This window comes from Streptomyces sp. NPDC001381, from assembly GCF_042895685.1.
Taxonomy (GTDB): domain Bacteria; phylum Actinomycetota; class Actinomycetes; order Streptomycetales; family Streptomycetaceae; genus Streptomyces.
Map to the genome: position 1 here is coordinate 581,574 of NZ_JBIAWO010000002.1, position 22,383 is coordinate 603,956.

The 22,383-nt window shown below is 72.6% G+C and carries 16 protein-coding genes and 1 pseudogene; 10 read left to right on the forward strand and 7 right to left on the reverse strand.

Features of this window, described 5'->3' with window-relative positions; translation table 11 throughout:
* Positions 1-680: 680 nt before the first annotated feature.
* On the forward strand, positions 681-1,748 hold the full coding sequence (locus ACFY2L_RS09680; protein WP_390656362.1) for a glucose-1-phosphate thymidylyltransferase: 1,068 nt from the start codon (positions 681-683) through the stop codon (positions 1,746-1,748).
* Entirely contained in the window at positions 1,745-2,485 is a 741-nt protein-coding gene (locus tag ACFY2L_RS09685; RefSeq protein ID WP_390821966.1) for an NAD-dependent epimerase/dehydratase family protein, read from the forward strand. Before ACFY2L_RS09680 ends, ACFY2L_RS09685 begins: the two co-directional genes overlap by 4 nt.
* 1 nt (position 2,486) lies before the next feature.
* On the opposite strand, the gene ACFY2L_RS09690 is transcribed toward ACFY2L_RS09685, so the two are convergent.
* Together ACFY2L_RS09690 and ACFY2L_RS09695 are read right to left on the reverse strand one after the other, a co-directional pair.
* Entirely contained in the window at positions 2,487-4,256 is a 1,770-nt protein-coding gene (locus ACFY2L_RS09690) for a BTAD domain-containing putative transcriptional regulator (protein ID WP_390821967.1), read from the reverse strand.
* A 365-nt stretch (positions 4,257-4,621) separates the two neighbouring features.
* On the reverse strand, positions 4,622-5,689 hold the full coding sequence (locus ACFY2L_RS09695) for an NAD-dependent epimerase/dehydratase family protein (protein WP_390656365.1): 1,068 nt from the start codon (positions 5,687-5,689) through the stop codon (positions 4,622-4,624).
* Positions 5,690-5,976: 287 nt separating this feature from the next.
* On the opposite strand from ACFY2L_RS09695, the gene ACFY2L_RS09700 reads away from it, so the two are divergent.
* Positions 5,977-6,777: an alpha/beta fold hydrolase gene (locus ACFY2L_RS09700; protein ID WP_390656366.1), complete on the forward strand. Its 801-nt coding sequence runs from the start codon at positions 5,977-5,979 to the stop codon at positions 6,775-6,777.
* A 602-nt stretch (positions 6,778-7,379) separates the two neighbouring features.
* Positions 7,380-8,573, forward strand: coding sequence for an oxygenase MpaB family protein (locus tag ACFY2L_RS09705; RefSeq protein ID WP_390656367.1), 1,194 nt, complete (start codon positions 7,380-7,382; stop codon positions 8,571-8,573).
* Positions 8,574-8,718: 145 nt separating this feature from the next.
* On the opposite strand, the gene ACFY2L_RS09710 is transcribed toward ACFY2L_RS09705, so the two are convergent.
* The 4 genes from ACFY2L_RS09710 to ACFY2L_RS09725 form a co-directional block, all read right to left on the reverse strand.
* Complete coding sequence (locus tag ACFY2L_RS09710) at positions 8,719-9,915, reverse strand: TetR/AcrR family transcriptional regulator (RefSeq protein WP_390656368.1); 1,197 nt, start codon at positions 9,913-9,915, stop codon at positions 8,719-8,721.
* 338 nt (positions 9,916-10,253) lie between these two features.
* On the reverse strand, positions 10,254-11,345 hold the full coding sequence (locus tag ACFY2L_RS09715) for an NAD(P)-dependent alcohol dehydrogenase (RefSeq protein ID WP_390821968.1): 1,092 nt from the start codon (positions 11,343-11,345) through the stop codon (positions 10,254-10,256).
* On the reverse strand, positions 11,342-11,851 hold the full coding sequence (locus ACFY2L_RS09720) for a DUF4334 domain-containing protein (RefSeq protein ID WP_390656370.1): 510 nt from the start codon (positions 11,849-11,851) through the stop codon (positions 11,342-11,344). Before ACFY2L_RS09720 ends, ACFY2L_RS09715 begins: the two co-directional genes overlap by 4 nt.
* A 77-nt stretch (positions 11,852-11,928) precedes the next feature.
* The gene (locus tag ACFY2L_RS09725) at positions 11,929-12,666 is read right to left on the reverse strand and encodes a TetR/AcrR family transcriptional regulator (protein ID WP_390821969.1); all 738 of its coding nucleotides are present in this window, start codon (positions 12,664-12,666) and stop codon (positions 11,929-11,931) included.
* A 263-nt stretch (positions 12,667-12,929) separates the two neighbouring features.
* Between ACFY2L_RS09725 and ACFY2L_RS09730 the strand changes: the two are divergent.
* The 5 genes and pseudogenes from ACFY2L_RS09730 to ACFY2L_RS09750 form a co-directional block, all read left to right on the forward strand.
* Positions 12,930-13,370 (forward strand): annotated as a pseudogene (locus ACFY2L_RS09730) (CoA transferase); the annotation flags it as partial.
* Between the two features lie 44 nt (positions 13,371-13,414).
* Positions 13,415-14,563, forward strand: a complete 1,149-nt coding sequence (locus tag ACFY2L_RS09735; protein ID WP_390821970.1) for an acyl-CoA dehydrogenase family protein — start codon at positions 13,415-13,417, stop codon at positions 14,561-14,563.
* A 77-nt stretch (positions 14,564-14,640) separates the two neighbouring features.
* The gene (locus tag ACFY2L_RS09740) at positions 14,641-15,855 is read left to right on the forward strand and encodes an acetyl-CoA C-acetyltransferase (RefSeq protein ID WP_390821971.1); all 1,215 of its coding nucleotides are present in this window, start codon (positions 14,641-14,643) and stop codon (positions 15,853-15,855) included.
* A gap of 47 nt (positions 15,856-15,902) precedes the next feature.
* On the forward strand, positions 15,903-18,104 hold the full coding sequence (locus ACFY2L_RS09745; RefSeq protein ID WP_390821972.1) for a 3-hydroxyacyl-CoA dehydrogenase NAD-binding domain-containing protein: 2,202 nt from the start codon (positions 15,903-15,905) through the stop codon (positions 18,102-18,104).
* Between the two features lie 467 nt (positions 18,105-18,571).
* Positions 18,572-20,404, forward strand: coding sequence for an AMP-dependent synthetase/ligase (locus ACFY2L_RS09750; protein WP_390821973.1), 1,833 nt, complete (start codon positions 18,572-18,574; stop codon positions 20,402-20,404).
* A gap of 111 nt (positions 20,405-20,515) precedes the next feature.
* On the opposite strand, the gene ACFY2L_RS09755 is transcribed toward ACFY2L_RS09750, so the two are convergent.
* Positions 20,516-21,655, reverse strand: a complete 1,140-nt coding sequence (locus ACFY2L_RS09755) for an acyl-CoA dehydrogenase family protein (protein WP_390821974.1) — start codon at positions 21,653-21,655, stop codon at positions 20,516-20,518.
* 89 nt (positions 21,656-21,744) lie between these two features.
* Here ACFY2L_RS09755 and ACFY2L_RS09760 point away from each other — a divergent pair, with 89 nt between their 5' ends.
* Entirely contained in the window at positions 21,745-22,371 is a 627-nt protein-coding gene (locus ACFY2L_RS09760) for a TetR/AcrR family transcriptional regulator (protein WP_390656377.1), read from the forward strand.
* The last annotated feature ends 12 nt before the right edge of the window (positions 22,372-22,383 follow it).

Here is a 22,383-nt window from a genome sequence, read left to right on the forward strand (position 1 = left end):
CGGCAGTGCGCCCGGGGCGGCGCCCGGGCCCTCGGTGCCGGACACCGGGGCAGGACGCGCGGGCCGCGCAGGGCGCCCCGTACGGAGAACGGCTTCGCCCGCGGGCCGGGCACCCTGCCGGACACCCGCCCCCGCGGCCCCGAGGTGCCGTCCGTGGGGCAGGCCCCTGCCCCGGCGCCCGGCGGCGCGGAGTCCTGAAAGCGGTCCTGTTGATGCCGGGGGCAGGCCCTCCAGGACCGTCTCGTCTTTTGAAAGCGGCCTCCGACGTTCTGGGGCGGGCCCCTGAGTGCCGTCTCGCCGGCGCCCTGCGGCGCGGCACCGGGAACGTGACCGCCGGGGCGTGGCGGGGGCGGCCCCGATGCCCGTGCCGCGTCGACGCCGGGGGCGCGCTTGGGCGGGGCTCGAAGAGAGCGGGTCTCGCGCAGCGCACGGCACGGCCGGGTCCCGCCCGGGGTGCGGTGCGCCCGCGGTACCGCGGGATCCGGCGAGTCCGAGCCGACCGGCCCGGGCCCGCTCCGCGCGGTCTGGTGACGTCCCGCGTCGAGTGAGGCCCTAGGTCCCGCGGGCGACCCCTCAGCCGGTGGTCGAGCGGCCGTCAAGCGCCCGTGGCCATGCTCTCCGTGTCCACACGGCGTCGTTCACGCAGGGCGGCCGGAGCCACCCGGTGGTGAGGAGACAAGATGAGGGCCCTCGTACTCGCCGGCGGCAGCGGCACCCGCCTCCGGCCGATCACCCGGACCATGCCCAAACAGCTGATCCCCGTCGGTGGCAGGCCAGTCGTCTTCCACTGCCTGGAGAACATCAGGGCCGCCGGGATCACGGAGGTGGGGATCGTCGTCGGCGAATGGGAGGACGTGATCCGCGAGGCCGTCGGAGACGGCGGTGCCTTCGGCCTGCGCGTGACCTATCTCCGCCAGGACGCGCCGCGCGGCCTGGCGCACGCGGTGCTCATCGCCCGGGACTTCCTCGGCGACGACGACTTCGTGCTCTACCTCGGCGACAACGTCCTCGCGGGCGGGATCGGCGAACTGGTCGCGGAGTTCGCCACGGTCGGCCCCGACGCGCAACTGGCGGTGGGCAAGGTCACCGACGTCAGCGAGTACGGCATCGCGACGCTCGACGCGGAGCGCCGGGTGACCGGCGTCCAGGAGAAGCCGCAGAGTTCGACGAGCGACCTGGCCGTCATCGGCGTCTACCTGTTCGGGCCGCGCATCCACGAAGCCGTGCGCGCCGTCGACGTGAGCGCACGGGGCGAGCTGGAGATCACCGATGCCATCCAGTGGCTCATCTCCACCGGCCACGACGTCCGGGGCAGCACCTACGAGGGCTACTGGAAGGACACCGGCAACGCCGACGACCTGCTGGAGTGCAACCGCACCCTGCTCGCCCCGCTGGAGCCGCGCGTCGACGGCTCGGTGGACGCCGCCAGCGAACTGACCGGCCCGGTCCTGATCGGCGAGGGGGCCCGGATCCTCGGCTCGGAGATACACGGTCCGGCGATCGTCGGCCCGGGCTCGGTGGTCCGGGACAGCACGCTGGGCCCGTTCACCACGGTCGGCGCGGGCTGTCTGCTGGAGGGCGCCTGCCTGGACGAGTCCATCGTGCTGGACGGCGCCTCCGTGCGGCAGGTGCACGGTGTCTCCCGGCTGCTGATCGGCGGCTCGTACGGCGCCTCGGCCGGCAGCGCGGGCGCGGGCGGTCTCAGCCTGGTGCTGGGCGACAGCCGGGTACCGGTGGCCCACCGATGAAGATCGTCGGGACCGGCTTCCTGGCCGGTGCGCTGGCTCCCCTCGAAGGCGCGTTCCCCGACGTCGTGGCCGTCGCCGCCGGAGTCTCCGGGACCGGCGACATCCCCGAACGGGCCTACGCCCGGGAGGCGGAGCTCGTCCACCGGCTGCTGCGCGAGTGCCTGCGCGAGGGGCGCAAGCTGCTGTTCCTCTCGACCGCCTCCGCCGCGATGTACAGCGATCCGCACGAGCCCGGCCGGGAGTCGGGGCCGGTCTTCCCGGTCAACGCCTACGGCCGCCACAAGCTCGGCCTCGAAGCGGTCGTCGCGGCCTCGGGGGCCGACCATCTGATCCTGCGCCTCTCGCACGTCGTCGGCCCGGGCCAGCCCCCGCACCAGCTGCTCCCCGCGCTGGTGCGGCAGCTGCGCTCGGGCCGGGTGCGGGTGCACCGGGGCGCCTGGCGGGACCTCGTCGACGTCGCCGACGTGGTGACGGCCGTCGACCGGCTGGTGGCCCGCGGCACGTCGCGCACGGTGGTGAACGTGGCCTCGGGGGCCGCCGTCCCCGTCGAGCTGATCGTGGACCACCTGGCGGCGGGCCTGGGCGTCTCCGCCGTACGGGAGTACGCGGACCGTCCGCAGCCGCACCGGGTCTGCGTCGACCGGCTCCACCGGCTGGTCCCCGAACTGGCCTCCCGCCCGGCGGACGAGGAGTACGCCCGCCGGGTCCTCGACGCCCATCTGCCCGCCTACAGGTGACTCACGCGGCCTGCGGAACCGGCGGGCGGACCCGCTGGGCCACGTACGCCCGGGTGATCCGGTGGATGGTGTACCGCAGGTGAGGACGGCGGTCGTGCCGCGGTTCGACCCGGATGAGATGGTTCCCCGCGAGCCGGATCAGCAGTTGTTCCGCCGTGCTGTCGTTGCAGCCGAACGCCTCGGCGACCTGCCGCGCGGTGAAGGTGTGCTCCGGGAGCTGGCTCAGCAGCCGCAGTGCGGACCACTCGGAGTCCGCGAGCCGGCCCCGCTCCAGGTCGTAACTCCTGGACACGTCCAGCCCGCCGAAGCGCAGCGTGCTCAACAGGGTCTCCGGGGCGGCCAGTCGGTCGGCCAGCGAGCGTAGCGACCGTCCCCCGGTGGCCGAGGCCCGCGCGGCGACCGCGCGCAGGGCGAGCGGCAGCCCCCCGCACAGCTCCACCAGCCGTTTCGCGGACGCCCGGTCCCGCGTGATCGTCCCGGTGCCGAGCACATGCGTCAGCAGGTCCAGGCCGTCGGCCGGCTCCATCGGCTCGACGGACACCAGCGCGGCTCCGGCAAGCCCGTGCGACCGGCTGGTGACCAGGACCGCGCAGCTCCCCGAGCCGGGCAGCAGCGGCTCCACCTGCTCGGCCGACGCCGCGTCGTCCAGCATCACCAGCAACCGCCTGCCCGCGGTCGCGGTCCGCCACAGCTTGCCCCGCTCCTCCACGTCGTCCGGTATCTGCGCGCGGGGCAGTCCCAGGGCGGTCAGGAAGGACAGCAGCACCCGGGCAGGCTGCGCCGGTTCGCGCGTGCCCGCCAGATCGGCGTACAGCTGACCGTCGGGGAACTGGTCCTTCACCCGGTGCGCGGCGCGGACCGCCACCGCGCTCTTGCCCACCCCCGGCATGCCCGTCACCCAGGCGATGCGGGGCGCGCTCTCCCCGGACGGCACCGCGACATGCTGCCCGATCCGGTCGAGCACCGCCTCCCGTCCTTCGAAGTCGCCGAGATCCGGCGGGAGTTCGGCGGGTACCGGATGCGGTGCCTCCGGCGGCGGGGCGCATCGTGCCGTGGTGGTCCGGCGGGAGATCTCCTCGTGCAGTCTGCGCAGTTCCTCCGAGGGGTCGAGCCCCATCCGGTCCGCGAGGGTGTCGCGGAGCCCCTCGTACACGTCGAGCGCCTCGCTGCGCCGTCCGTTCCGGTGCAGCGCGCGGATCAGCATCGCGTGGAAGCCCTCGTGCAGCGGGTGGGCCGGCAGCAGTGCGCGCAGCCTGTTGATGACCAGCGGGTACGAGCCGCGCCGCAGCGCCGTCTCCAGCACCAGCTCCAGCAGCCTGAGCCGGGTCTCCTCCAGCGCCTCCACATGGATGGTGAGGAGCCGCCCGGTGGCCACGTCGGCGAGGGTCGGTCCGCGCCACAGGGCCAGGGCCCGGCCCAGCAGCCGCTCGGCCTCGTGCAGATCGCCGCGCGACAGGGCCAGGCCGCCGAGCGGCACCACGGTCTTCAGCTCGCCCAGGTCCAGTTGCGACGGCCGCAGGGTGAGCAGGTAGCCGGACTGGGTGGTGTGCAGGACGGGGCGGTCGTCCGCGAGGGGGTCCTCGGCGAGGAGTTTGCGGATCTGGTGGATGTACGTCTGGAGTGTGGAGACGGCGCTGCCGGACGGTGCTTCGCCCCACAGCTCCTCGATCAGGTCGGAGGTGCGGACGAGTTGTCCACGGCGGAGCAGCAGAAGCCCGAGCACCTGGCGGAGCTTGGGGGCGGTCGGCGTGATGTCGACGCCGTCGCGCACGACACGGAGCGGGCCCAGGACGGCGAATTCAGCGGGGGTGTGGGAGGTGTGGGGGTTGTGAGGGGTGGCATTCGGGGCATCGGCCGGCGAATTATGGACAGTCATCAATGCGGTTCCCCGATCTCAACGTCGTACGTTTTCCCCACGCACCGAGACGAGCGGCGAAGGGATGTGAGGGGTTACGAAATCAGGAATCAGATCTGGAGACGCGGTAGAGCCTGTGAACCTTCTGTGTGAAATCAACTCCCTAAAAGACTGGTGTATTTACGCTCAGTCTAGTTCCTTCGATCTTGACGGAGGTAAAGGAGCCCCAAAGAGAAAGTAAATGGGGTGGCCCGGAAAGCGCGCCGGACCCGAGCCGTGCCTCACGGTGCCTCACCGCGCATCGGAGCGGACACGAACTCCCCGACCCCGGACGGGAACGGGACGCGGGGCCGCCAGTCCAGCTCCCGTCTCGCGCGCGCCGGCGAGGCCACGATGTGCCGCGCGTCCCCGATCCGGTACCGCCCGGTGACCACGGGCGGCGGTGCGCCGCCCGCCGCGGCGACGGCGGCCGCCAGCTCACCCACCGAACGCGGCTCGCCGCTCGCGATGTTGAACACCCGCAGTCCCTCGGCGCGCTCCGCGCCGGCCCAGCGCACCGCGGCGGCGTTGGCCGCGGCGACGTCCCGGACATGGACGAAGTCCCGCTGTGACGCGCCGTCCTCGTACACCTCGGGCGCCTCCCCCCGGGCCACCGCGGAGCGGAAGGCGGCGGCCACACCGGCGTACGGGCTGTCGTAGGGCATCTCCGGCCCGTACACGTGGTGGTAGCGCAGCGCCGCCACCCGCCCCGCGGCCTCTCGTGCCCAGGCGGCCACCAGATACTCCTGCGCCAGCTTGGTCACGGCGTACACGTTGCGCGGCGGATCGACCGGGTCGTCCTCCGTCACCGGCTCGGCGCGCACCCCGGCCCCGCAGCGCGGGCACCGGGGATCGAACCGGCCCGCGTCCAGGTCGGCCCTCGACCGCGCCGGGGCGCGCACCCGGCCGTGCCGCGGGCACACATAGCCGCTCTCGCCGTAGAGAGCCACCGAACTGGCCAGGACCATGCGGGAGATGCCCGCCTCCGTCATCGCCGCGAGGAGCACCGCGGTCGCCAGGTTGTTGCAGCCGACGTGTTTCGGGGCGTCCAGGATCTCCCGGCCCCGGCCGACGACGGCGGCCAGGTGCACCACCAGCCCGACGCCGTCCAGCGCACGGCGCACGGCGGCCTCGTCCCGCAGATCGGCGTGCACGAACCGGGTCACGCCCGGCAGTCGCGGCGGGACCCGGTCCGGGTGCGCCTCGGGCAGCAGCGCGTCCAGGACGCGTACCTCGTGGCCCTGCCGCACCAGTTCGGCCACGGTCCTTCGGCCGATGAACCCGGCACCTCCCGTGACCAGCACCCGCATGGCAGCCCCCCTCGCTCGTCGCCCGTCCGCCGAGCCACAAGCTCACAGCCGCCGCTCGAAGACCGCCTGACGGGGGGACAAGCGGCGAGCGGCCGACGGAGGGCCGTGCTCCGGCGGCCTTCCGCCCGCGTCCCGCCTCGAGCCCCGCTCGATCCGCGCTCGAACGGCACTCGAGCGCGGCTCCAGACGGCTCGACGCGATCTTGCGTGCGCGGGGACGCGCTGCTTGAGTTCCGCAAGGAGCCGTTCCGGTGTGTCCGACTGTCTCCGACGGAGGGTGAGGAAGCGATGTTCGAGCCCCTGACAGGCTCCGTCCGTTCGGCGGACGGTGCCCGCATCGCCTACGAACGCAGCGGGACCGGCCCGGCACTGATCATGGTCGACCCGGCCGGACGCTACCGCGAGCTGGGATCGTACCGCTCCCTGGCGAAGCTGCTCGCGCCGCACTTCACCGTGTTCGTCTACGACCGGCGCGGCCGGGGCGCCAGCTCCGACCGGCAGCCCTACGCCCTGGAACGCGAGATCGACGACCTGGCCGCGCTCATCGACGCGGCGGGCGGGTCGGCCTTCGTCTACGCCATGACCTCGGGCGCGCTGCTCGCCCTGCACGCCGCCGCGGCCGGCCTGCCCATCCCGGCGCTCGCCGTGTTCGAGCCGCCCGTCTGGACGGACAGCAGCCCGGTCGAGAAGCGCGACCTGACGGGCGAACTGGCGGAGTTGATCGCCCAGGGGAAGCGGCCCGAGGCCGTCGAGCTCTTCCACACGGCGATCGGCGTCCCCGCGGACCTGGTGGCCGGCATGCGCGAGGCGGACAGCTGGCCCGCCCTGGTGGAGATCGCGCACACCTTCGTCTACGACTGCCGTGTCTCCGACGCCACCACGCTCGACGTCATCTCCTCCGTCCGGACCCCGACCCTGGTCATCGACAGCGAGCGCGGCACGGGCGGACTCACCACCGGATGGGCCCGCGCGGTCGCCGGCGCCCTGCCGGACGCGACGCGCAGCAGCCTGGTCGGGCAATGGCACATCGTCCCCGACGAGGACGTGGCCGAGGTACTGACCGGGTACTTCCGGAAATTCACGGGCTGACGAGCCGCGCGTGGAGACGAGGCGGACCGGCGGGGCCTGAAATATCGCGGGAAATGAACCGGTGCCGCTTGCACGGTGGAGCGAAGGAATTGCGGAGCCGAGGTCCTTCTCCCTGTCGTCCGGAAATCAGGTTCCCGCGCACCGGACCGGCCCGCCCATCCGTTCCCGGAAACCCGGATCGGTATTCCGGTACGTCTCCGCGCTTGCAGACCGATGTGGCCCTGCCGTTCCCCGCTCCGGCGGGCGGGACCTGGCCAGGCGGTCGTCACGGCTGCTGCCGGGGCGGCGGGGGTCGCTGTCGTGTAAGGCGATCAGGAGCCGGGGGAGCGCGAGAGTGAGCCCGACGCCGGCCACCTGAGCCGGAGAGCCGCTCAGGCGGGTCGCCGTGAGAGGCGGCACGACCTTGGTCACGCCGTCGGCGGATCGTGGACCACCCCGGACGGCAAGCCCTCCGTCACCACCATTGCCCAGGGCAACGCTCCTCACTATGTTAATCGAAAATCACATCTGTGCGACAAGATTCATCGCTCATCGGTCACACAACTGGCAAGTCTGCGAAGGCACCCGGAACCATCTGGCCCCTCAGGGAAGCAGGTAAGTCAATGGAGAACCTCAGCAGGCGAAAGGTCCTGTCGCTCGGTGTCGCGCTCGGTCTCGTGAGTGTGGCGAACCCCGCCCGGGCGTCGACGGGCTCGGTGGCCGGAGCCGCCGCGGGGACCGGTCCGGAGTGGATCTGGGACGACGCCGCGGACCCGCTGATGGCCTCGATGCTCGACAACGGACACGTGCCGGCGATCAACACCGCCTGGGCGTCGTGGGTGAACAACAACGACCCGCTGCCCAGCGGTTTGCCGGCCGAATTCGCCGCCTACCTGCGGCAGGTCAACCGGCTGCCCTCCTGGGCCGACCCCGCCAAGCTGGCTCGCGCGGCCGACTTCAACCGGCGCAGGGACACGTACCTCTTCATGCTGTACGGCCTCGGCAGCGGCATCATGAGCACCGTGATCCCGCGCGAGGCCAAGAGCGTCTACTGGTCCGCGGGCGGCGCCGACATGCAGGACCGCGCGGCCAAGACGTTCACCTTCGGCTACGACCTGTCCCAGCTGGGCGCCTTCGAGCCGACGGGACAGTTCGTCGTCACCGCCAACAAGACGCGCGTGGTGCACGCCGCGGTGCGTCACCTGCTGCCGCAGTCGCCGCACTGGCGGGCGGTCGCCGACGAGACCGTCCCGATCAGCGCCGCCGACATCCTGGTCACCTTCCACAGCCTGGGCACCTACGTGTACCGGAAGCTGCTCGACTGGAAGATCCCGTTCCCGGCCGCGGACCAGGAGGCGTTCCTGCACTCGTGGCAGGTCGCCGTCCACCTGCTCGGGGTGCCGTACGAGCACATCCCCCGGACATGGGCGGCCGCCGAACAGCAGTCGGCGCAGGTGCTCGCCCCGATCCTCACCCCGTCGACCGAGGGCATCGCCCTGGCCGAGGAACTGCTCGGCCTGACCGCGCAGATCGACCTCGGCGTCACGCGCGGGTTCCTGAACGAGTTCGTGCGCTACGTCCTCAGCGACGAGGTCGGCGACTGGCTGGGACTGAAACGCGACTACGTCTCGGCGGCCCTGGTCCGCACCGCATGGCCGGCGTACATCCTGTTCCGTGAGGGGCTGTCGCCCGTGATGCCCGGCACCTTCTACCTGGTCGACCAGTTCGTGCGCGCCCTGGCCATGCTGTTCCTCAACAAGGGCTCCTCCGGGACCACCACCCCCATCACGATCCCCACCGGAAACAGGGCGGCCTGAGCCGTCGGTCCGGTTCCGCCCGTGCCCGCCCCGCGGCAGGGGGGACGAGGGGCGGGCACCAGGGTGACTCGTGCCCACGCGCGCAGACTCGCGTCCGAGGCGCTCCACGGCACGGCGCCTCGCCGCAGCCGGGGCCCGACGGCGTTCAGAGACCCAGAGCGCCCAGGACCAGAGCGGTCACGGCCTCACGATGGCCGGGGCTGTCCTGCCACCGCAGTCTGCGTCCCGCCTCGACCACCACACCGAACCCCGCGTGCACCAGCACCCGGGCCTGGCGCGGGTCCAGCTCCGGACGGGCCAGCCGCAACTGCTGCTCCCAGACGGCGATGTGTTCCCGCTGCGCGAGGACAACGGGCCGCCGCAGGTCGGCCGGCAGGCCTGCGAGCTCGGCCTCGGCGACGCTGTTGAGCTCGGTGTACTCGAAGCTGTAGGCGACATACGTGGCTGCCAGCGCGACCACGGCGGAGTGCGGGCCGGACACCTCGCGCAGACTCTGCTCCACCCCTTGGGCCAGCAGCCCCGCCGCCTGGAGGCAGGCCGCCGCCAGGATGTCGATCTTGCCGGGGTAGTGGCGGTAGAGCGCGGACGGGGTCAGCCCCACCGCCTCCGCGATCTGTCCGTTCGTGACGTTGGCGAATCCGTCCCGGGCGAACAGCGGGACGGAGGCCGCGAGGATCTCCGCGCGTCGCGTGCGCGGCACCGGCCGGGCGGGCAGCTCGACGGGGTGCGCGCCCGGCCGGCCCGCCGTCGGATCGCTCGCGGCCACGCCCAGCGCGGACGTCAGCAGCAGGTCCTCGGCCCGGCGCCCGGCGATGGAGGTGTGGTGCATCGTGATGGACCCGATCGCGCCGAGGGCCGCCATCGCCCGCAGGCGCTCGTCAGGCAGTGGGTGCTCGCGCTGTACCGCCTCGTCGACCCGCGCGACGAGCCGGCCGAACTTCACCCCGAGACGCCGGCGGTCCTCGCGGTTGAGGTACCGGGCCTCCCACCGGTACACGCCGCCCGACGCGCGATGAGCGACGGTGATCCGGGTGAGGGGGGTGAGTACGTCTGTCAGGCCCGCCCCGGGCGGCACCTCGTCCAGCGCGGCGACCAGTCTGTCCACCATGACGTCGGCGCACTCGGCGAACAGCGCGTACTTGTTCGGGAAGTGCCGGTACAGGGCGGCCGCGGTGATCCCCACGCCGGCGGCGACCTCCTCCATCGACGCCGTGTGGTACCCGCGCTCGCTGAAGACCCGCCCGGCCGCGTCGACGATGAGCTGCTTGCGGTTGCGGGGCCGAGTGGCCGCGGTCGGATCGGCGGACGCGGCCGAATGGCCGGACGGGGAGGCGGGGGCCATGCGGATCAGTCAATCACACGCCGTCAGGAGGCCGGGCTCCCTCGGCGCGCACCGCGCAGGACGTGACTCCGGGATCACTTGCCGGGTGATGTGCCGTCCCACGACGTGAACGGTTCGTGCCGGCTCAAGGCCCAAGGCCCAAGGCTCAGGGCTGCCGACTGCCGACTGCCGACTGCCGACTGCCGACTGCCGACTGCCGACAGTCGACAGCCGGCGCGGGGAGCGGCCGTCGGCGTTCCGGCGGGCGGCTGGCGGCCTCCGTCAGGGACATGCCTTCCGGCACCGCCGTTCCCGGTGCTGGGCGCAGCCGCGCTCTTGCGGCGGGCCGGAGCGGCCGGTCAGGCGAAGGTGAGGACCGGCTTGACCACGCTGCCGTCCCGCATGGCGGCCACGGCCGCGCCGATGTCCTCGAACGGGAAAGCGGTGACCAGCCGGTCGAGCGGGAAGAGGCCACGCCGGTGCAGGCCGATCAGCTCGGGGACGAAGCGGCCGGGGTCGGAGTCTCCCTCGACGACCCCGTGGACGCGGACGCCCTTGGCGAGCAGGCCCATCACGTCGAACGTCACCTCGCCGCCGATGCCGGGGAGGGCGAGTGCGCCGCGCGGGCGCAGCGCGCCGACGGCCCGGCGGGCCATCTCCGGTCGGCCGGTGGTCTCGACGACGTGGTGCGCATCACCGCCGGTGAGGTCGCGCAGCGCCGCCACCAGACCGTCTCCGGGGGCCAGGGCCGCCTTGGCGCCGAGTGCGGTGGCCAGGACACGGCGGGAGGCGACCGGGTCGACGGCCACCACCGGGTCGCAGCTCACGGCCACCGCGGCCATCAGCGCGCTCAGGCCGACCCCGCCCGCGCCGAGGACGACCAGCGACGAACCCCGTTCGGGGCGCAGCCGGTTGAGCACGGTGCCCGCGCCCGTCTGGCCGCCGCAGCCCAGCGGCGCGGCGACCGTCGCCGGCAGGTCGGAGGGCACCTTGACGACGCCGCGTTCCTGGACGACGGCGTGCGTGGCGAAGCTGGACTGACCGAAGAAGCCGGCGTGCAGCGGCGCGCCGTCGAGGGAGAGCGGAGTGGTGCCGTCGGCGCGTCCGCCGGAGAAGTTCCGGGCCCGGGCGGTGTGGCAGTAGGCCGGGTGGCCCATCGCGCACTGCTCGCAGGTGCCGCAGCTGGCGAAGGTGAGGCAGACATGGTCCCCCGGCGCGACGCCGGTCACCTCCGCGCCCACCGCCTCGACCCGGCCGGCGCCCTCGTGGCCGAAGACCATCGGGGTGAGCTGCCGGGGCCAGGTGTCCCGCATCCCCAGGTCGGTGTGGCAGACGCCGACCGCGGTCATCCGCACCAGCACCTCGTCCGGCCGCGGGTCCTCGAGGTCCGCGTCCCGGAGGGTGAACGGGGCGCCCGGCGACTCGGTGACCGCGGCGCGGACGCGCCTCACGGGCCCTCTTCGGCACGCGGACTCCCGTGCGGGGGCTCGGGAGCACGGTCGAGGAAGAAGTAGTAGAAGGGGCCTTCGGCGGGGACCCCCTTGGCGTTCATGATCCCCATCAGCGTGGTGTCGTCCACCCACTTGAAGTGGTCGAAGACCGGCCGGCCGTCGTAGACCATGGTGGCCGTCGGCTCGCCGCGGAACTCGACGGTCCACAGGCTGGCCTCGCCCTGGCCGAGCTCGCGGTTGGAGTACAGCTCGCCCGCCGCGTTCCGGCACATCAGCGGCTTGGCGTCGTGCACCGAAGCGAACGTCTTGCCGTACCAGTCGGCCTCCGCCAGCATGCCTTCGAGGGGGTGACCGGTGCGGAACTCGCCGCCCTTCCACTCACCGAGTATGTCCTCGGGGCGGGCGGTCGCCAACGCCGCCCAGATCTGGTCGAGTTCGGCGGCGGCGATCAGGCCGTCCCTCTTGCGCAGTTCCTGGAACCGGGCTCGGGCCTCAAGCATGTCCATGCTGCATGTCCTCTCGTGGATGCTGGATCATGGAGGTGGAGCGTCGGGGCGTTGCGGGAGCGCGGTGCCCCGCCCTGTCACCGGGACGTGCGCGTGGCGGAATCCCGGGGGACGGAGGTCCGCGCGAGGGAGGCGGGCCGCGGGGACGAGCGCCGTGGGAAGGGGAGCGAAGGGTCGCCGGTGACCGCGCCGGGGTGGCCCACGGTGCCGAGGCACAGCAGGACGTGGCGTTCGGCGACCTCCTCCGCGGTGAGCGGGCCGTCCTCGCGGAACCAGTTGGCGACCCCCTGGCACATGACGAGCACCGAGCGCACCGCGTCGGCCGGGATCGGCGTGGTGAACACGCCCTGGGCCCGGCCCGCTTCGACCGTGTCCAGCAGCATGTGCTCCAGATAGTCGCGCAGGGCGACGTAGCGTGCCCGGTTCTGGGGCTCCAGGCTGCGTATCTCCGTGTCCAGGAAGGCCAGTTGCCGACGGTGGGTCATGAAGAGCACGATCGACTCGATCATGCCGCAGAAACGCGCCAGCGGATCGTCCCCGGCCTCCCCGGCCGCGGCCCGGCAGCGGTCCAGGACGTCCTTGATGGACGACTCCAGCAGGGTGGCCAGCAGAGCCTGCTTGTTGGCGTAGTGGTAGTACAGCGCCGGCACGGTGACGCCGACCCGGCCGGCGATGTCCCGGACCGAAGTGCCGTGATAGCCGTGTTCGTTGAAGGCCCTCATGGCGTGCAGCAGGATCGGGTGCAGATCGAGCGGTCCGTAGGAGCGCCAGTGCTCCGCCGGGGGAGTGGTGTCCTGGCTCGGCTCGGTGTTCAACGGCTCTCCTCGGGACGGGCGGCGGTCGGCGACATCGTACGGCCGTGAGTCCGAAGGCCCATCTCCCTTCCGTTGCTTAGCGGTCGTTCAGGGAAGCCTGGCGCGTGACGGCCGGCTGATGCCACTTTCCCGGTGTCGATCCGTAAAAACAAGTGCTGCGCGGGGAGTTGACCGACCGGCATCGCACTCCTACGTTCTTAGCGAACGCTCGGTAAGTCCCCGGCTGGCGGCGGCCAGTCCGCCTCGCGCCGAGAAAGGAACCCATGAGCCGGCACTCCACCGACCCGCCCGGCCACGACATGGCGGGCCCGCTGGACGGCGTGCGCGTGGTCGAACTGGCGGGGATCGGTCCCGGTCCGTTCGCCGCGATGCTGCTCGCCGACCTGGGCGCCGACGTGGTGCGCGTGGACCGCCCCGGCCCCGCGCCGCTCCGCGGTGATCCCGCCCACGACGTCACCAACCGCAACAAGCGCTCCGTCCTGGTCGACCTCAAGGCACCCGAAGGGCCGGAAACGGTACGGGCGTTGGCCGCGCGCGCCGAGATCCTGGTGGAGGGGTACCGGCCCGGTGTCGCGGAGCGGCCCGGGGTCGGCCCCGAGGAGTGCATGGCCGACAACCCCGCGCTGGTGTACGGCCGGATGACCGGCTGGGGCCAGCGAGGACCCCTGGCGTCCCGGGCCGGACACGACATCGGCTACATCGCCACCGCCGTGTCCTGTCGGCTGATCGAGCACGTGAGGAGTTGGCTGTGACCTTGGAACGAGACCTGTACGGCCCCGACCACGAGGCCTTCCGCGAGACGGTGCGGACCTTCCTCGCCAAGGAGGTCACCCCGCACCACGAACGCTGGGAGAGGGACGGCGTCGTCGACCGCGAGGTGTGGCGCTCGGCGGGCCGCCAGGGCCTGCTGGGCATGGCGGTCGGCGAGGAGTACGGCGGCGGCGGTACCGGCGACTTCCGCTACAGCGCCGTCCTCATCGAGGAGTTCGCCCGCGCCGGCGCCTCCGGGCTGGCCCTGAGCCTGCACAACGACATCGTCGGCCCGTACCTGACCCGGCTCGCCGACGAGGAGCAGAAACGCCGCTGGCTGCCCGGATTCGTCTCCGGCGACCTCGTCACCGCCATCGCCATGACGGAACCCGGCGCCGGTTCCGACCTGCAGGGCATCCGCACCACCGCCACCGACCAGGGCGACCACTACCTGCTCAACGGCGCGAAGACCTTCATCTCCAACGGCATCCTCGCCGACCTCGTCGTCGTGGTCGCCCGCACCACCCCCGAGGGCGGTAGCGGCGGGCAGAGCCTGCTCGTCGTCGAGCGCGGCATGGCGGGCTTCGAACGCGGCCGCAACCTCGACAAGATCGGCCAGAAGGCCCAGGACACCGCGGAGTTGTTCTTCAACGACGTGCGCGTCCCCAAGGAGAACCTGCTGGGGGAGGAGAACCGGGCGTTCGCCTACCTCATGGCCAACCTCGCCCAGGAGCGGCTGGCCATCGCGGTCGGCGCCGCCGCCGCGGCCGAGGAGATCCTGGACGTCACCCTGCGGTACGTGAAGGAGCGCGAGGCGTTCGGGAGGCCGCTGGCCAGACTCCAGCACATCCGCTTCGAGATCGCCGAGATGGCCACCGAGACCGCGGTCACCCGGACCTTCGTGGACCGCTGCGTCACCGAGCACAGCCAGGGCCGGCTCGACGCCGTGCACGCCTCGATGGCCAAGTGGTGGGCCACCGAACTGCAGAAGCGGATCGTCGACCGCTGTCTGCAACTCCACGGCGGCTACGGCTACATGAGCGAGTTCCGGGTGGCCCGGGCGTTCCTCGACAGCCGCGTCCAGACCATCTACGGCGGCGCCACCGAGATCATGAAGGAGATCATCGGCCGCTCCCTGCTCGGCTGAGCGGCGGCCGACTCCCCCCGACAGCACGTGAGTTGCGTTCGAGGCTTCCTCCAGACCCGACATGGAAGGCACCCAGGGTGAGCACCGAAGCGTACGTGTACGACGCGATCCGCACCCCGCGCGGTCGCGGCAAGGCAGGCGGGGCCCTGCACGGCACCAAGCCGATCGACCTGGTCGTCGGCCTGATCCACGAGACCCTGCGCCGCTTCCCGGACCTGGACCCGGCGGCGATCGACGACATCGTGCTCGGTGTGGTCGGCCCGGTGGGCGACCAGGGCGCGGACATCGCCCGCACCGCCGCCGTCCTCGCGGGTCTGCCCGAGACGGTGGCGGGCGTCCAGGAGAACCGCTTCTGCGCGTCCGGTCTCGAAGCCGTCAACATGGCCGCGGCCAAGGTCCGTTCGGGCTGGGAGGACCTGGTCCTGGCGGGCGGCGTGGAATCCATGTCGCGTGTTCCGATGGGCAGTGACGGCGGCGCCTGGGCGCTGGACCCGCGCACCAATGACGTCACCGGGTTCGTCCCCCAGGGCGTCGGCGCCGACCTGATCGCCACGCTGGAGGGCTTCTCCCGGCACGACGTGGACTCCTATGCGGCGCTGTCCCAGGAGCGGGCCGCCGCCGCCTGGAAGGACGGGCGCTTCGACCGCTCCGTCGTGCCCGTCCGGGACCGGGCCGGGCTGACGGTCCTCGACCGGGACGAGCACATCCGGCCCGGCACCACGGCCGAGAGCCTGGCCGGGCTCAAGCCCTCCTTCGCCGACATCGGCGAGCTGGGCGGCTTCGACGCGGTGGCGCTGCAGAAGTACCACTGGGTGGAACGGATCGACCACGTCCACCACGCGGGCAACTCCTCCGGCATCGTCGACGGCGCCGCCCTGGTCGCCCTCGGCAGCGGGGAGGCGGGCGAGCGCCACGGCCTGACCCCGCGTGCCCGGATCGTCTCCGCCGCGGTCTCCGGAGCCGATCCCACCATCATGCTGACCGGGCCCGCGCCCGCCTCCCGCAAGGCGCTCGCCAAGGCCGGCCTGACCGTCGAGGACATCGACCTGGTCGAGATCAACGAGGCGTTCGCCGCCGTCGTCCTGCGCTACGTCAAGGACATGGGGCTGAGCCTGGACCGAGTCAACGTCAACGGCGGAGCCATCGCCATGGGGCATCCCCTCGGCGCCACCGGCGCGATGATCCTCGGCACCCTCGTGGACGAACTGGAGCGCCGGGACCTGCGATACGGCCTGGCCACCCTGTGCGTCGGCGGCGGTATGGGGATCGCCACCGTCGTCGAACGCCTCTGACCGTCCCGCCCCTCCACAGCCGTTCACCTCCACGGGAGACCACAGCCATGGACACCACCGCGGGACCCTCCACCATCCGCTGGGAAGAGTCCGACGACCACGTCGTCACCCTCGTCCTCGACGACCCGGACCAGTCCGCCAACACCATGAACGCCGCGTTCATCGACTCGCTGGACGCCGTCGCGGCGCGCCTGGCGGAACGCCGCGACACCATCCGGGGCGTCATCGTCACCTCCGCCAAGAAGAGCTTCTTCGCCGGCGGCGACCTGCGCGATCTGATCTCCGTCACTCCCGGGACCGCCGGTGCCTCCTTCGAGGCCGGGATGCGCGTCAAGCGCTCGCTGCGCGTCCTGGAGACGCTGGGCAGGCCGGTCGTCGCCGCGATCAACGGCGCCGCGCTGGGCGGCGGTTACGAGATCGCCCTGGCCTGCCACCACCGCGTGGTGCTGGACACCCCGGCCGCCCGCGTCGGGCTTCCCGAGGTCACCCTGGGCCTGCTGCCCGGCGGCGGCGGAGTGACCCGCACGGTCCGCATGTTCGGCGTGGCGGAGGCCCTGCGGAAAGTCCTCCTGGAGGGCACCCAGTACGGACCGGCGCGCGCCCTGGAGGCCGGCCTGGTCGACGAGATCGCCGCCGATCCATCCGAACTCCTCGCCCGTGCCAGGGCGTTCGTCGACGCCCACCCGCGGTCCGCGCAGCCCTGGGACGCCCCCGGGTACCGTATCCCCGGCGGCACCCCCTCGACCCCGGAGCTGGCCGCGCGACTCCCCGCCTTCCCCGCGCTGCTGAAGAAGAAGACGGGCGGCGCCCCGTACCCGGCCCCGCGCAACATCCTGGCCGCGGCCGTGGAGGGCTCCCAGGTCGACCTGGACACGGCCTTCGAGGTGGAGGCCCGGTACCTGACGGAACTGGTCACCGGGCAGATCACCAAGAACATGATCCAGGCGTTCTTCTTCGACCTGCAGGCCGTCAACTCCGGCGCCGGCCGCCCGAAGGGCGTCGAGCCGCGCAGGGTGACCAGGGTGGCCGTGCTGGGCGCGGGCATGATGGGCGCCGGCATCGCCTACTCCTGTGCCGCGGCGGGCATCGACGTCGTGCTGAAGGACGTCTCCCCGGAGGCGGCGGCGCGGGGCAGGGCCTACTCCGAGAAGCTGTGCGCCAAGGCCGTCTCGCGCGGCCACTCGACGCCGGAGAAGGCGGACGCCCTGCTGGCCCGCATCACCCCCACCGCCGACGTCCGGGACCTGGCCGGCTGCGACGCGGTGATCGAGGCGGTCTTCGAGGACACGGGCCTCAAGCACAGGGTGTTCCAGGAGACACAGGGGGTGCTCGCGCCGGACGCGCTGCTGTGCTCGAACACCTCCACCCTGCCCATCACCGTCCTCGCCAAGGGGGTGGAGCGGCCGCAGGACTTCATCGGCCTGCACTTCTTCTCACCGGTCGACAAGATGCCGCTGGTGGAGATCATCAAGGGGGAGAAGACGGGGGACGAGGCACTGGCACGGGCCTTCGACCTGGTGCGGCAGATCCGCAAGACGCCGATCGTGGTCAACGACTCGCGCGGCTTCTTCACCTCCCGTGTCATCGGCCGCTTCATCGACGAGGGCGTCGCCATGGTCGGCGAGGGCATCGAACCGGCCTCCGTCGAGCAGGCCGCCGCCCGCGCCGGCTACCCGGCCAAGGTCCTCAGCCTGATGGACGAGCTCACCCTCACCCTCCCGCGCAAGATCCGCGAGGAGACCCGCCGCGCGGCCGAGGCGTCGGGCCGCGACTGGGCGCCGCACCCCGCGGACGCGGTGGTGGACCGCATGATCGACGAGTTCGGCCGCACCGGCCGGTCCGGCGGTGCGGGCTTCTACGACTACGTCGACGGCAAGCGCGCCGGGCTCTGGCCAGGGCTGCGCGAGCACTTCACCGATCCCGCGAAGCAGCCCGCCGACCTGACCGAGATGGTGGAGCGGATGCTCTTCGCCGAGGCGCTGGACGCGGTGCGCTGCCTGGAGGAGGGGGTGCTGGTCTCGGTGGCGGACGCCAACATCGGCTCGCTGCTCGGTATCGGCTTCCCGGCGTGGACGGGCGGCGTGCTGCAGTACATCAACGCCTACGACGGCGGCGCCGGCGGCGCCACCGGACTGCCCGGCTTCGTGGCCCGCGCGCGTGAGCTGGCCGGGAAGCACGGCGAGCGCTTCGCCCCGCCCGGGCTGCTGCTGCGCAAGGCCGAGCGCGGCGAGACCTTCACCGACTCCTGATCCGCCCGAGGACCCACGGCACCTCCGGCCGGGCTCCGCAGCGCCGCCCCGCGGTCCGCACGCCCGCCCCAGCGGTCCGGGTCTCCGTCCGGGGTCCGGGTCTCTGTCCTCGGGTTCGGTTTCGGTCTCGGGTCGGTGTCTGGGACCTGGGTCGGGTCTTCTGTCCTCGGGTCCGGTTTCCGGGTCGGGTCCGCGTGTCCGGGCCGGGGCCGCACAGCCGCCCGGGTCCGTGCCTCCCGAGCACCGGCCGGTGCCCATGAGCCGGGCCTCCTTCCCCGGAGCCCGGACCCACGGGCGGCCCACCCCACCTCGTCCCCGTCGCACCCCCACCTCGTCCCCGTCGCACCCCCGCCCACCCCTTCGCACCCCGCCCCACCTCCCACCCAGTCCCACCGGGCATGCCCGCACCGGATTCCCACCGCCCCGCTCTCCCCGGACGTTCCCCTCCGACCCGCAAGGAGGCCCTGATGACATCGGCCCACCGCACCACCGGCGACCTGCCCGACGACCCGGCCGACCGGACCCTGCCTCGGCTGCTGGCCCGGAACGCGCGCGAGTACCCCGGACTCCCCGGCCTGTCCTGGCAGTCGGCGGACCCGGACGGCGACTGGAAGACGTTCAGCTGGGCGGAGATCCACGAGCACACCCGGAGCCTCGCCGCCGGCTACCGGGCCCTCGGCGTCGGCCGCGGCGACCACGTGCTGCTGATGATGACCAACCGGCCCGAACACTGGCTGTCGGACCTGGCGCTGGTCCGCCTCGGCGCGGTCCCGGTCAGCGTCTACAACACCGCGGCCCCCGAGCAGATCACCCACATCGCCCGCAACTGCCGGGCCCGCCTCGCCGTGGTGGAGGGGGCGGCCCAGGTGGCGGTGTGGGAGCCGTTGCTGGCCGACGCCGCCACCCCGCTGGAGCGGCTGGTGGTGGCCGAGGCGGGTGCGGAGGGCGGCCACCTCCCGTACGCCGCCCTGTCGCGCGAACCGGTGCCGGAGCAGTTCGCCAAGGAGCTGGACGCCGCCCGCCCCGAGGACCCGCTGACCGTCGTCTACACCTCCGGCACCACCGGCGAGCCCAAGGGCGTCGTCCTCACCCACCGCGAGGTGCTGTCCAATGCCCTGGCGCTGGACGCCGTGGTGGAGCTGCCCCCGCACGTCGAGCACATCTGCTACCTGCCGTTCGCCCACATCGCCGAGCGGATGCTGGGCATCTACCTGCCCTGCCACCGGGCCTCGCACGTCCTTCTCTGCGCCGATCCGACGCGCGTCGGCGAGGTGGTGCGCAAGGTGCGCCCCGCGCAGTTCTTCGGCGTGCCCAGGGTCTGGGAGAAACTGTCCGCCGCCGTGCGGGCCGTCCTCTCGCTGATGCCGGCCGAGCAGCGGGCGGTCATCGACCGGGCGTTCGAGGTCGCCCGCGAGCACGTCGGGTACCGCGAGCGGGGCGAGACCCCGCCCGCCGAGCTCGAGGAGCGCTACGCCCGCGCCCGCGAGGAGGTGCTGCTGCCCCTGCTGGCCGCGGGCGGTCTGGACCGGGTGACCTGGTCGGCCAGCGCGTCGGCGCCGATGCCGGTCGACGTGGTGAGGTTCTGGGCCGGTTTCGGGATCGTCATCATGGACGCCTGGGGACTGACCGAGACCACCGGCGTGGTCACCAGCAACAGCCCGAAGACCGGCTTCCGGCTCGGCTCGGTGGGACGTCCGGTGGAGTCCGTGGAGATCCGCCTCGCCGAGGACGGCGAGATCCTGGTGCGGGGCTCGACCGTCTGCTCCGGCTACCTCCAGCCGGACGGCTCGGTGCGGTCCGTCCTGGACGCCGACGGCTGGCTGGCCACCGGCGACGTCGGCCGGATCGACGAGGACGGCTACCTCTGGCTCACCGACCGGAAGAAGGAGCTGATCATCACCTCCACCGGCAAGAACGTCTCGCCGGCCCTGGTGGAGAACGCGCTCAAGGAACACCCGCTGATCGGCCAGGCGATGGTGTACGGCGACAACCGCTCCTACCTGGTCGCCCTGCTGGTGCTCGACGCGGAGGCCGCCCCCGCGTGGGCCGCGGCCCACGGCGTCGAGGCGGCGGGGGGACTGGCCGGGCTGGCGGCCCACCCCGCCGTCCGGGCGGAGGTGGACCGCGCGGTGGCCGCCGCCAACACCCGGCTCAACCGCACCGAGCAGGTCAAGCGGTACGAGCTGCTGGCCGAGGAGTGGGGCCCGGCGACCGGCGAGCTGACGCCCTCGCTCAAGATGCGGCGCCGGGTCATCCGGGACAAGTACGCCGACGAGCTGTCCGGGCTCTACCAGGACTGACGCGGCCGTGTTCCTGTAGCCCCCGCGTCCGCGGGGCCCCGCGCCTCCCGCGCACGAAAGGCGCCCGCCCACCCCCGAACGGGGGCGGGCGGCCGCCACGTTCGGGCCGCCTCAGAGACCGTAGGTCTTGCCGATGACGTCCCGCTGGATCTCGCTGGTCCCGCCGTAGACCGTGGAGACGACCGCGGCCCGCAGGTGGCGCTCCATGTCGAACTCCGTGGTGTAGCCGTAGCCGCCCATCATCTGCATGCCCTCCAGGGCGGCCCGCTTGGCGGTCTCGGTGGCCTTCAGCTTGGCCATGGACGCCTCGCGCGGGAACAGCTCGTCCGGCTGCGCGTCGCAGTCCAGCGCCACCTCGCGCACCAGCAGCCGGGTGCACTCGAGTTCGGTGGCGAGATCGGCGATCCGGTGCCGCAGCGCCTGGAAGGACCCGACGGGCTGCCCGAACTGCTCGCGTTCGCGGACGTAGGCGACGGCGTCGTCGAAGGCGCGGCGCGCGAGGCCCAGCATGTTCGCGGCCAGGAAGAGCCGTTCGTGGTTCAGGCCGGCCATCAACTGCCGCCAGCCGTTGTCGACCCGGCCGACGACGGCGTCCGCCGGCAGCCGCACGCCGGTGAGGAAGACGTCGTTGACCTCCCGCCCGCGCATGGTCTCGATGCCCCGTACCTCCACGCCCGGGGCGTCGGCGGGCAGATGGAACATGGTCAGACCGCCGTGCTTGTCCTCACCGGTGCGGGCGACCAGCAGGATGCTCTTCGCGCAGTGCGCGTTGGAGATCCAGGTCTTCTGACCGTCGATCACCCATGTGCCGTCCCTCTCCTGCCGGGCGCGGCAGCGCAGCGCGCCGACGTCCGAACCGGCCCCCGGCTCCGACATGGCGATGGACAGCACGTCGCCGCGCACGGCGCCGGACAGCACCTCCTGCCGCTGCCGCTCGGTGCCGAACCGCTCGTACGTCTTCGCGGCGATGACGGTGGTGATGAAACCTCCGCACGGGACCATCCCGTACGAGGTCTCCTCCAGGAAGAGGCAGGCGTCGGCCACCCCGCCGCCCGAGCCTCCGTACTCCTCGGGCAGGCACACCCCGAGCCACCCCAGGTCGGCGAGCCTGCCGTACAGCGTGGGGTTGTGGACCTCGCGTCCGCCGGCGGTCAGCGCGTCGCGCTGTTCCCGGGTGCCGCACTCGCGCTTGGCGAAATCACGGACGGCCGCGACGAAATCGGCCTGTTCTTCGGTGAGGCGACTGCCCATCAGGTCCTCCGGCTCTCGGGTCGTGTTACTGAGATACGATAATTGTTTCAACGTATCTAGGGGAGACATCCGCCGGTATCGTGAGCACCATGACCACTGACACGAACGCCTCGGGGCAGGCCCGGGCCCTCGCCCAGCCGGAAGCGGAGGACCGTACGGCGCGGAGGATCCTCGACGCCGCCCTGGAGCAGTTCACCCTGCTGGGCCTGCGCCGCTCCTCCGTGGACGACGTCGCCAAGCGCGCCGGAGTCTCCCGCGTCACCGTCTTCCGGCGCTTCCAGACCAAGGACAAGCTGGTCGAGGCCACCCTGCTGCGCGAGCTCAGCCGGTTCTTCCAGCGGCTGGACGCGGCGGTGGCGGCGCTGCCGACCATGGAGGAGCGGGTCGTCGAGGGCTTCGTGGTCGCCCTGCGGCACACCCGCGCCCACCCGCTCTTCGGCGGCCTGCTGCGCCTCGAACCCGAGCTCGTGCTGCCCTACCTGACCGTGCAGGGCGGCTTCTCGCTCTCCGCCACCGTCGAGTACCTGACGGCCCATCTGCGCCGCGCGCAACAGGTCGAGGGCCGGCCCGACGAGGACCCGCGCCCGGTCGCCGAGCTGATGGTGCGGGTCGCCGTGTCCTTCCTGCTCAACCCCGCCAGCTGCATCGAGATGGAGGACGAGGACCAGGCCCGGGCCTTCGCCCGCCGCTACCTGGCCCCGCTGCTGGACGCCTGACCGGCCCGGACC

Coding starts and splice junctions, on each gene's coding strand:
- ACFY2L_RS09680 (WP_390656362.1), top strand. CDS start 681: ATGAGGGCCCTCGTACTCGCCGGCGGCAGCGGCACCCGCCTCCGGCCG.
- ACFY2L_RS09685 (WP_390821966.1), top strand. CDS start 1,745: ATGAAGATCGTCGGGACCGGCTTCCTGGCCGGTGCGCTGGCTCCCCTC.
- ACFY2L_RS09695 (WP_390656365.1), bottom strand. CDS start 5,689: ATGCGGGTGCTGGTCACGGGAGGTGCCGGGTTCATCGGCCGAAGGACC.
- ACFY2L_RS09700 (WP_390656366.1), top strand. CDS start 5,977: ATGTTCGAGCCCCTGACAGGCTCCGTCCGTTCGGCGGACGGTGCCCGC.
- ACFY2L_RS09705 (WP_390656367.1), top strand. CDS start 7,380: ATGGAGAACCTCAGCAGGCGAAAGGTCCTGTCGCTCGGTGTCGCGCTC.
- ACFY2L_RS09710 (WP_390656368.1), bottom strand. CDS start 9,915: ATGGCCCCCGCCTCCCCGTCCGGCCATTCGGCCGCGTCCGCCGATCCG.
- ACFY2L_RS09720 (WP_390656370.1), bottom strand. CDS start 11,851: ATGGACATGCTTGAGGCCCGAGCCCGGTTCCAGGAACTGCGCAAGAGG.
- ACFY2L_RS09745 (WP_390821972.1), top strand. CDS start 15,903: ATGGACACCACCGCGGGACCCTCCACCATCCGCTGGGAAGAGTCCGAC.
- ACFY2L_RS09750 (WP_390821973.1), top strand. CDS start 18,572: ATGACATCGGCCCACCGCACCACCGGCGACCTGCCCGACGACCCGGCC.
- ACFY2L_RS09755 (WP_390821974.1), bottom strand. CDS start 21,655: ATGGGCAGTCGCCTCACCGAAGAACAGGCCGATTTCGTCGCGGCCGTC.
- ACFY2L_RS09760 (WP_390656377.1), top strand. CDS start 21,745: ATGACCACTGACACGAACGCCTCGGGGCAGGCCCGGGCCCTCGCCCAG.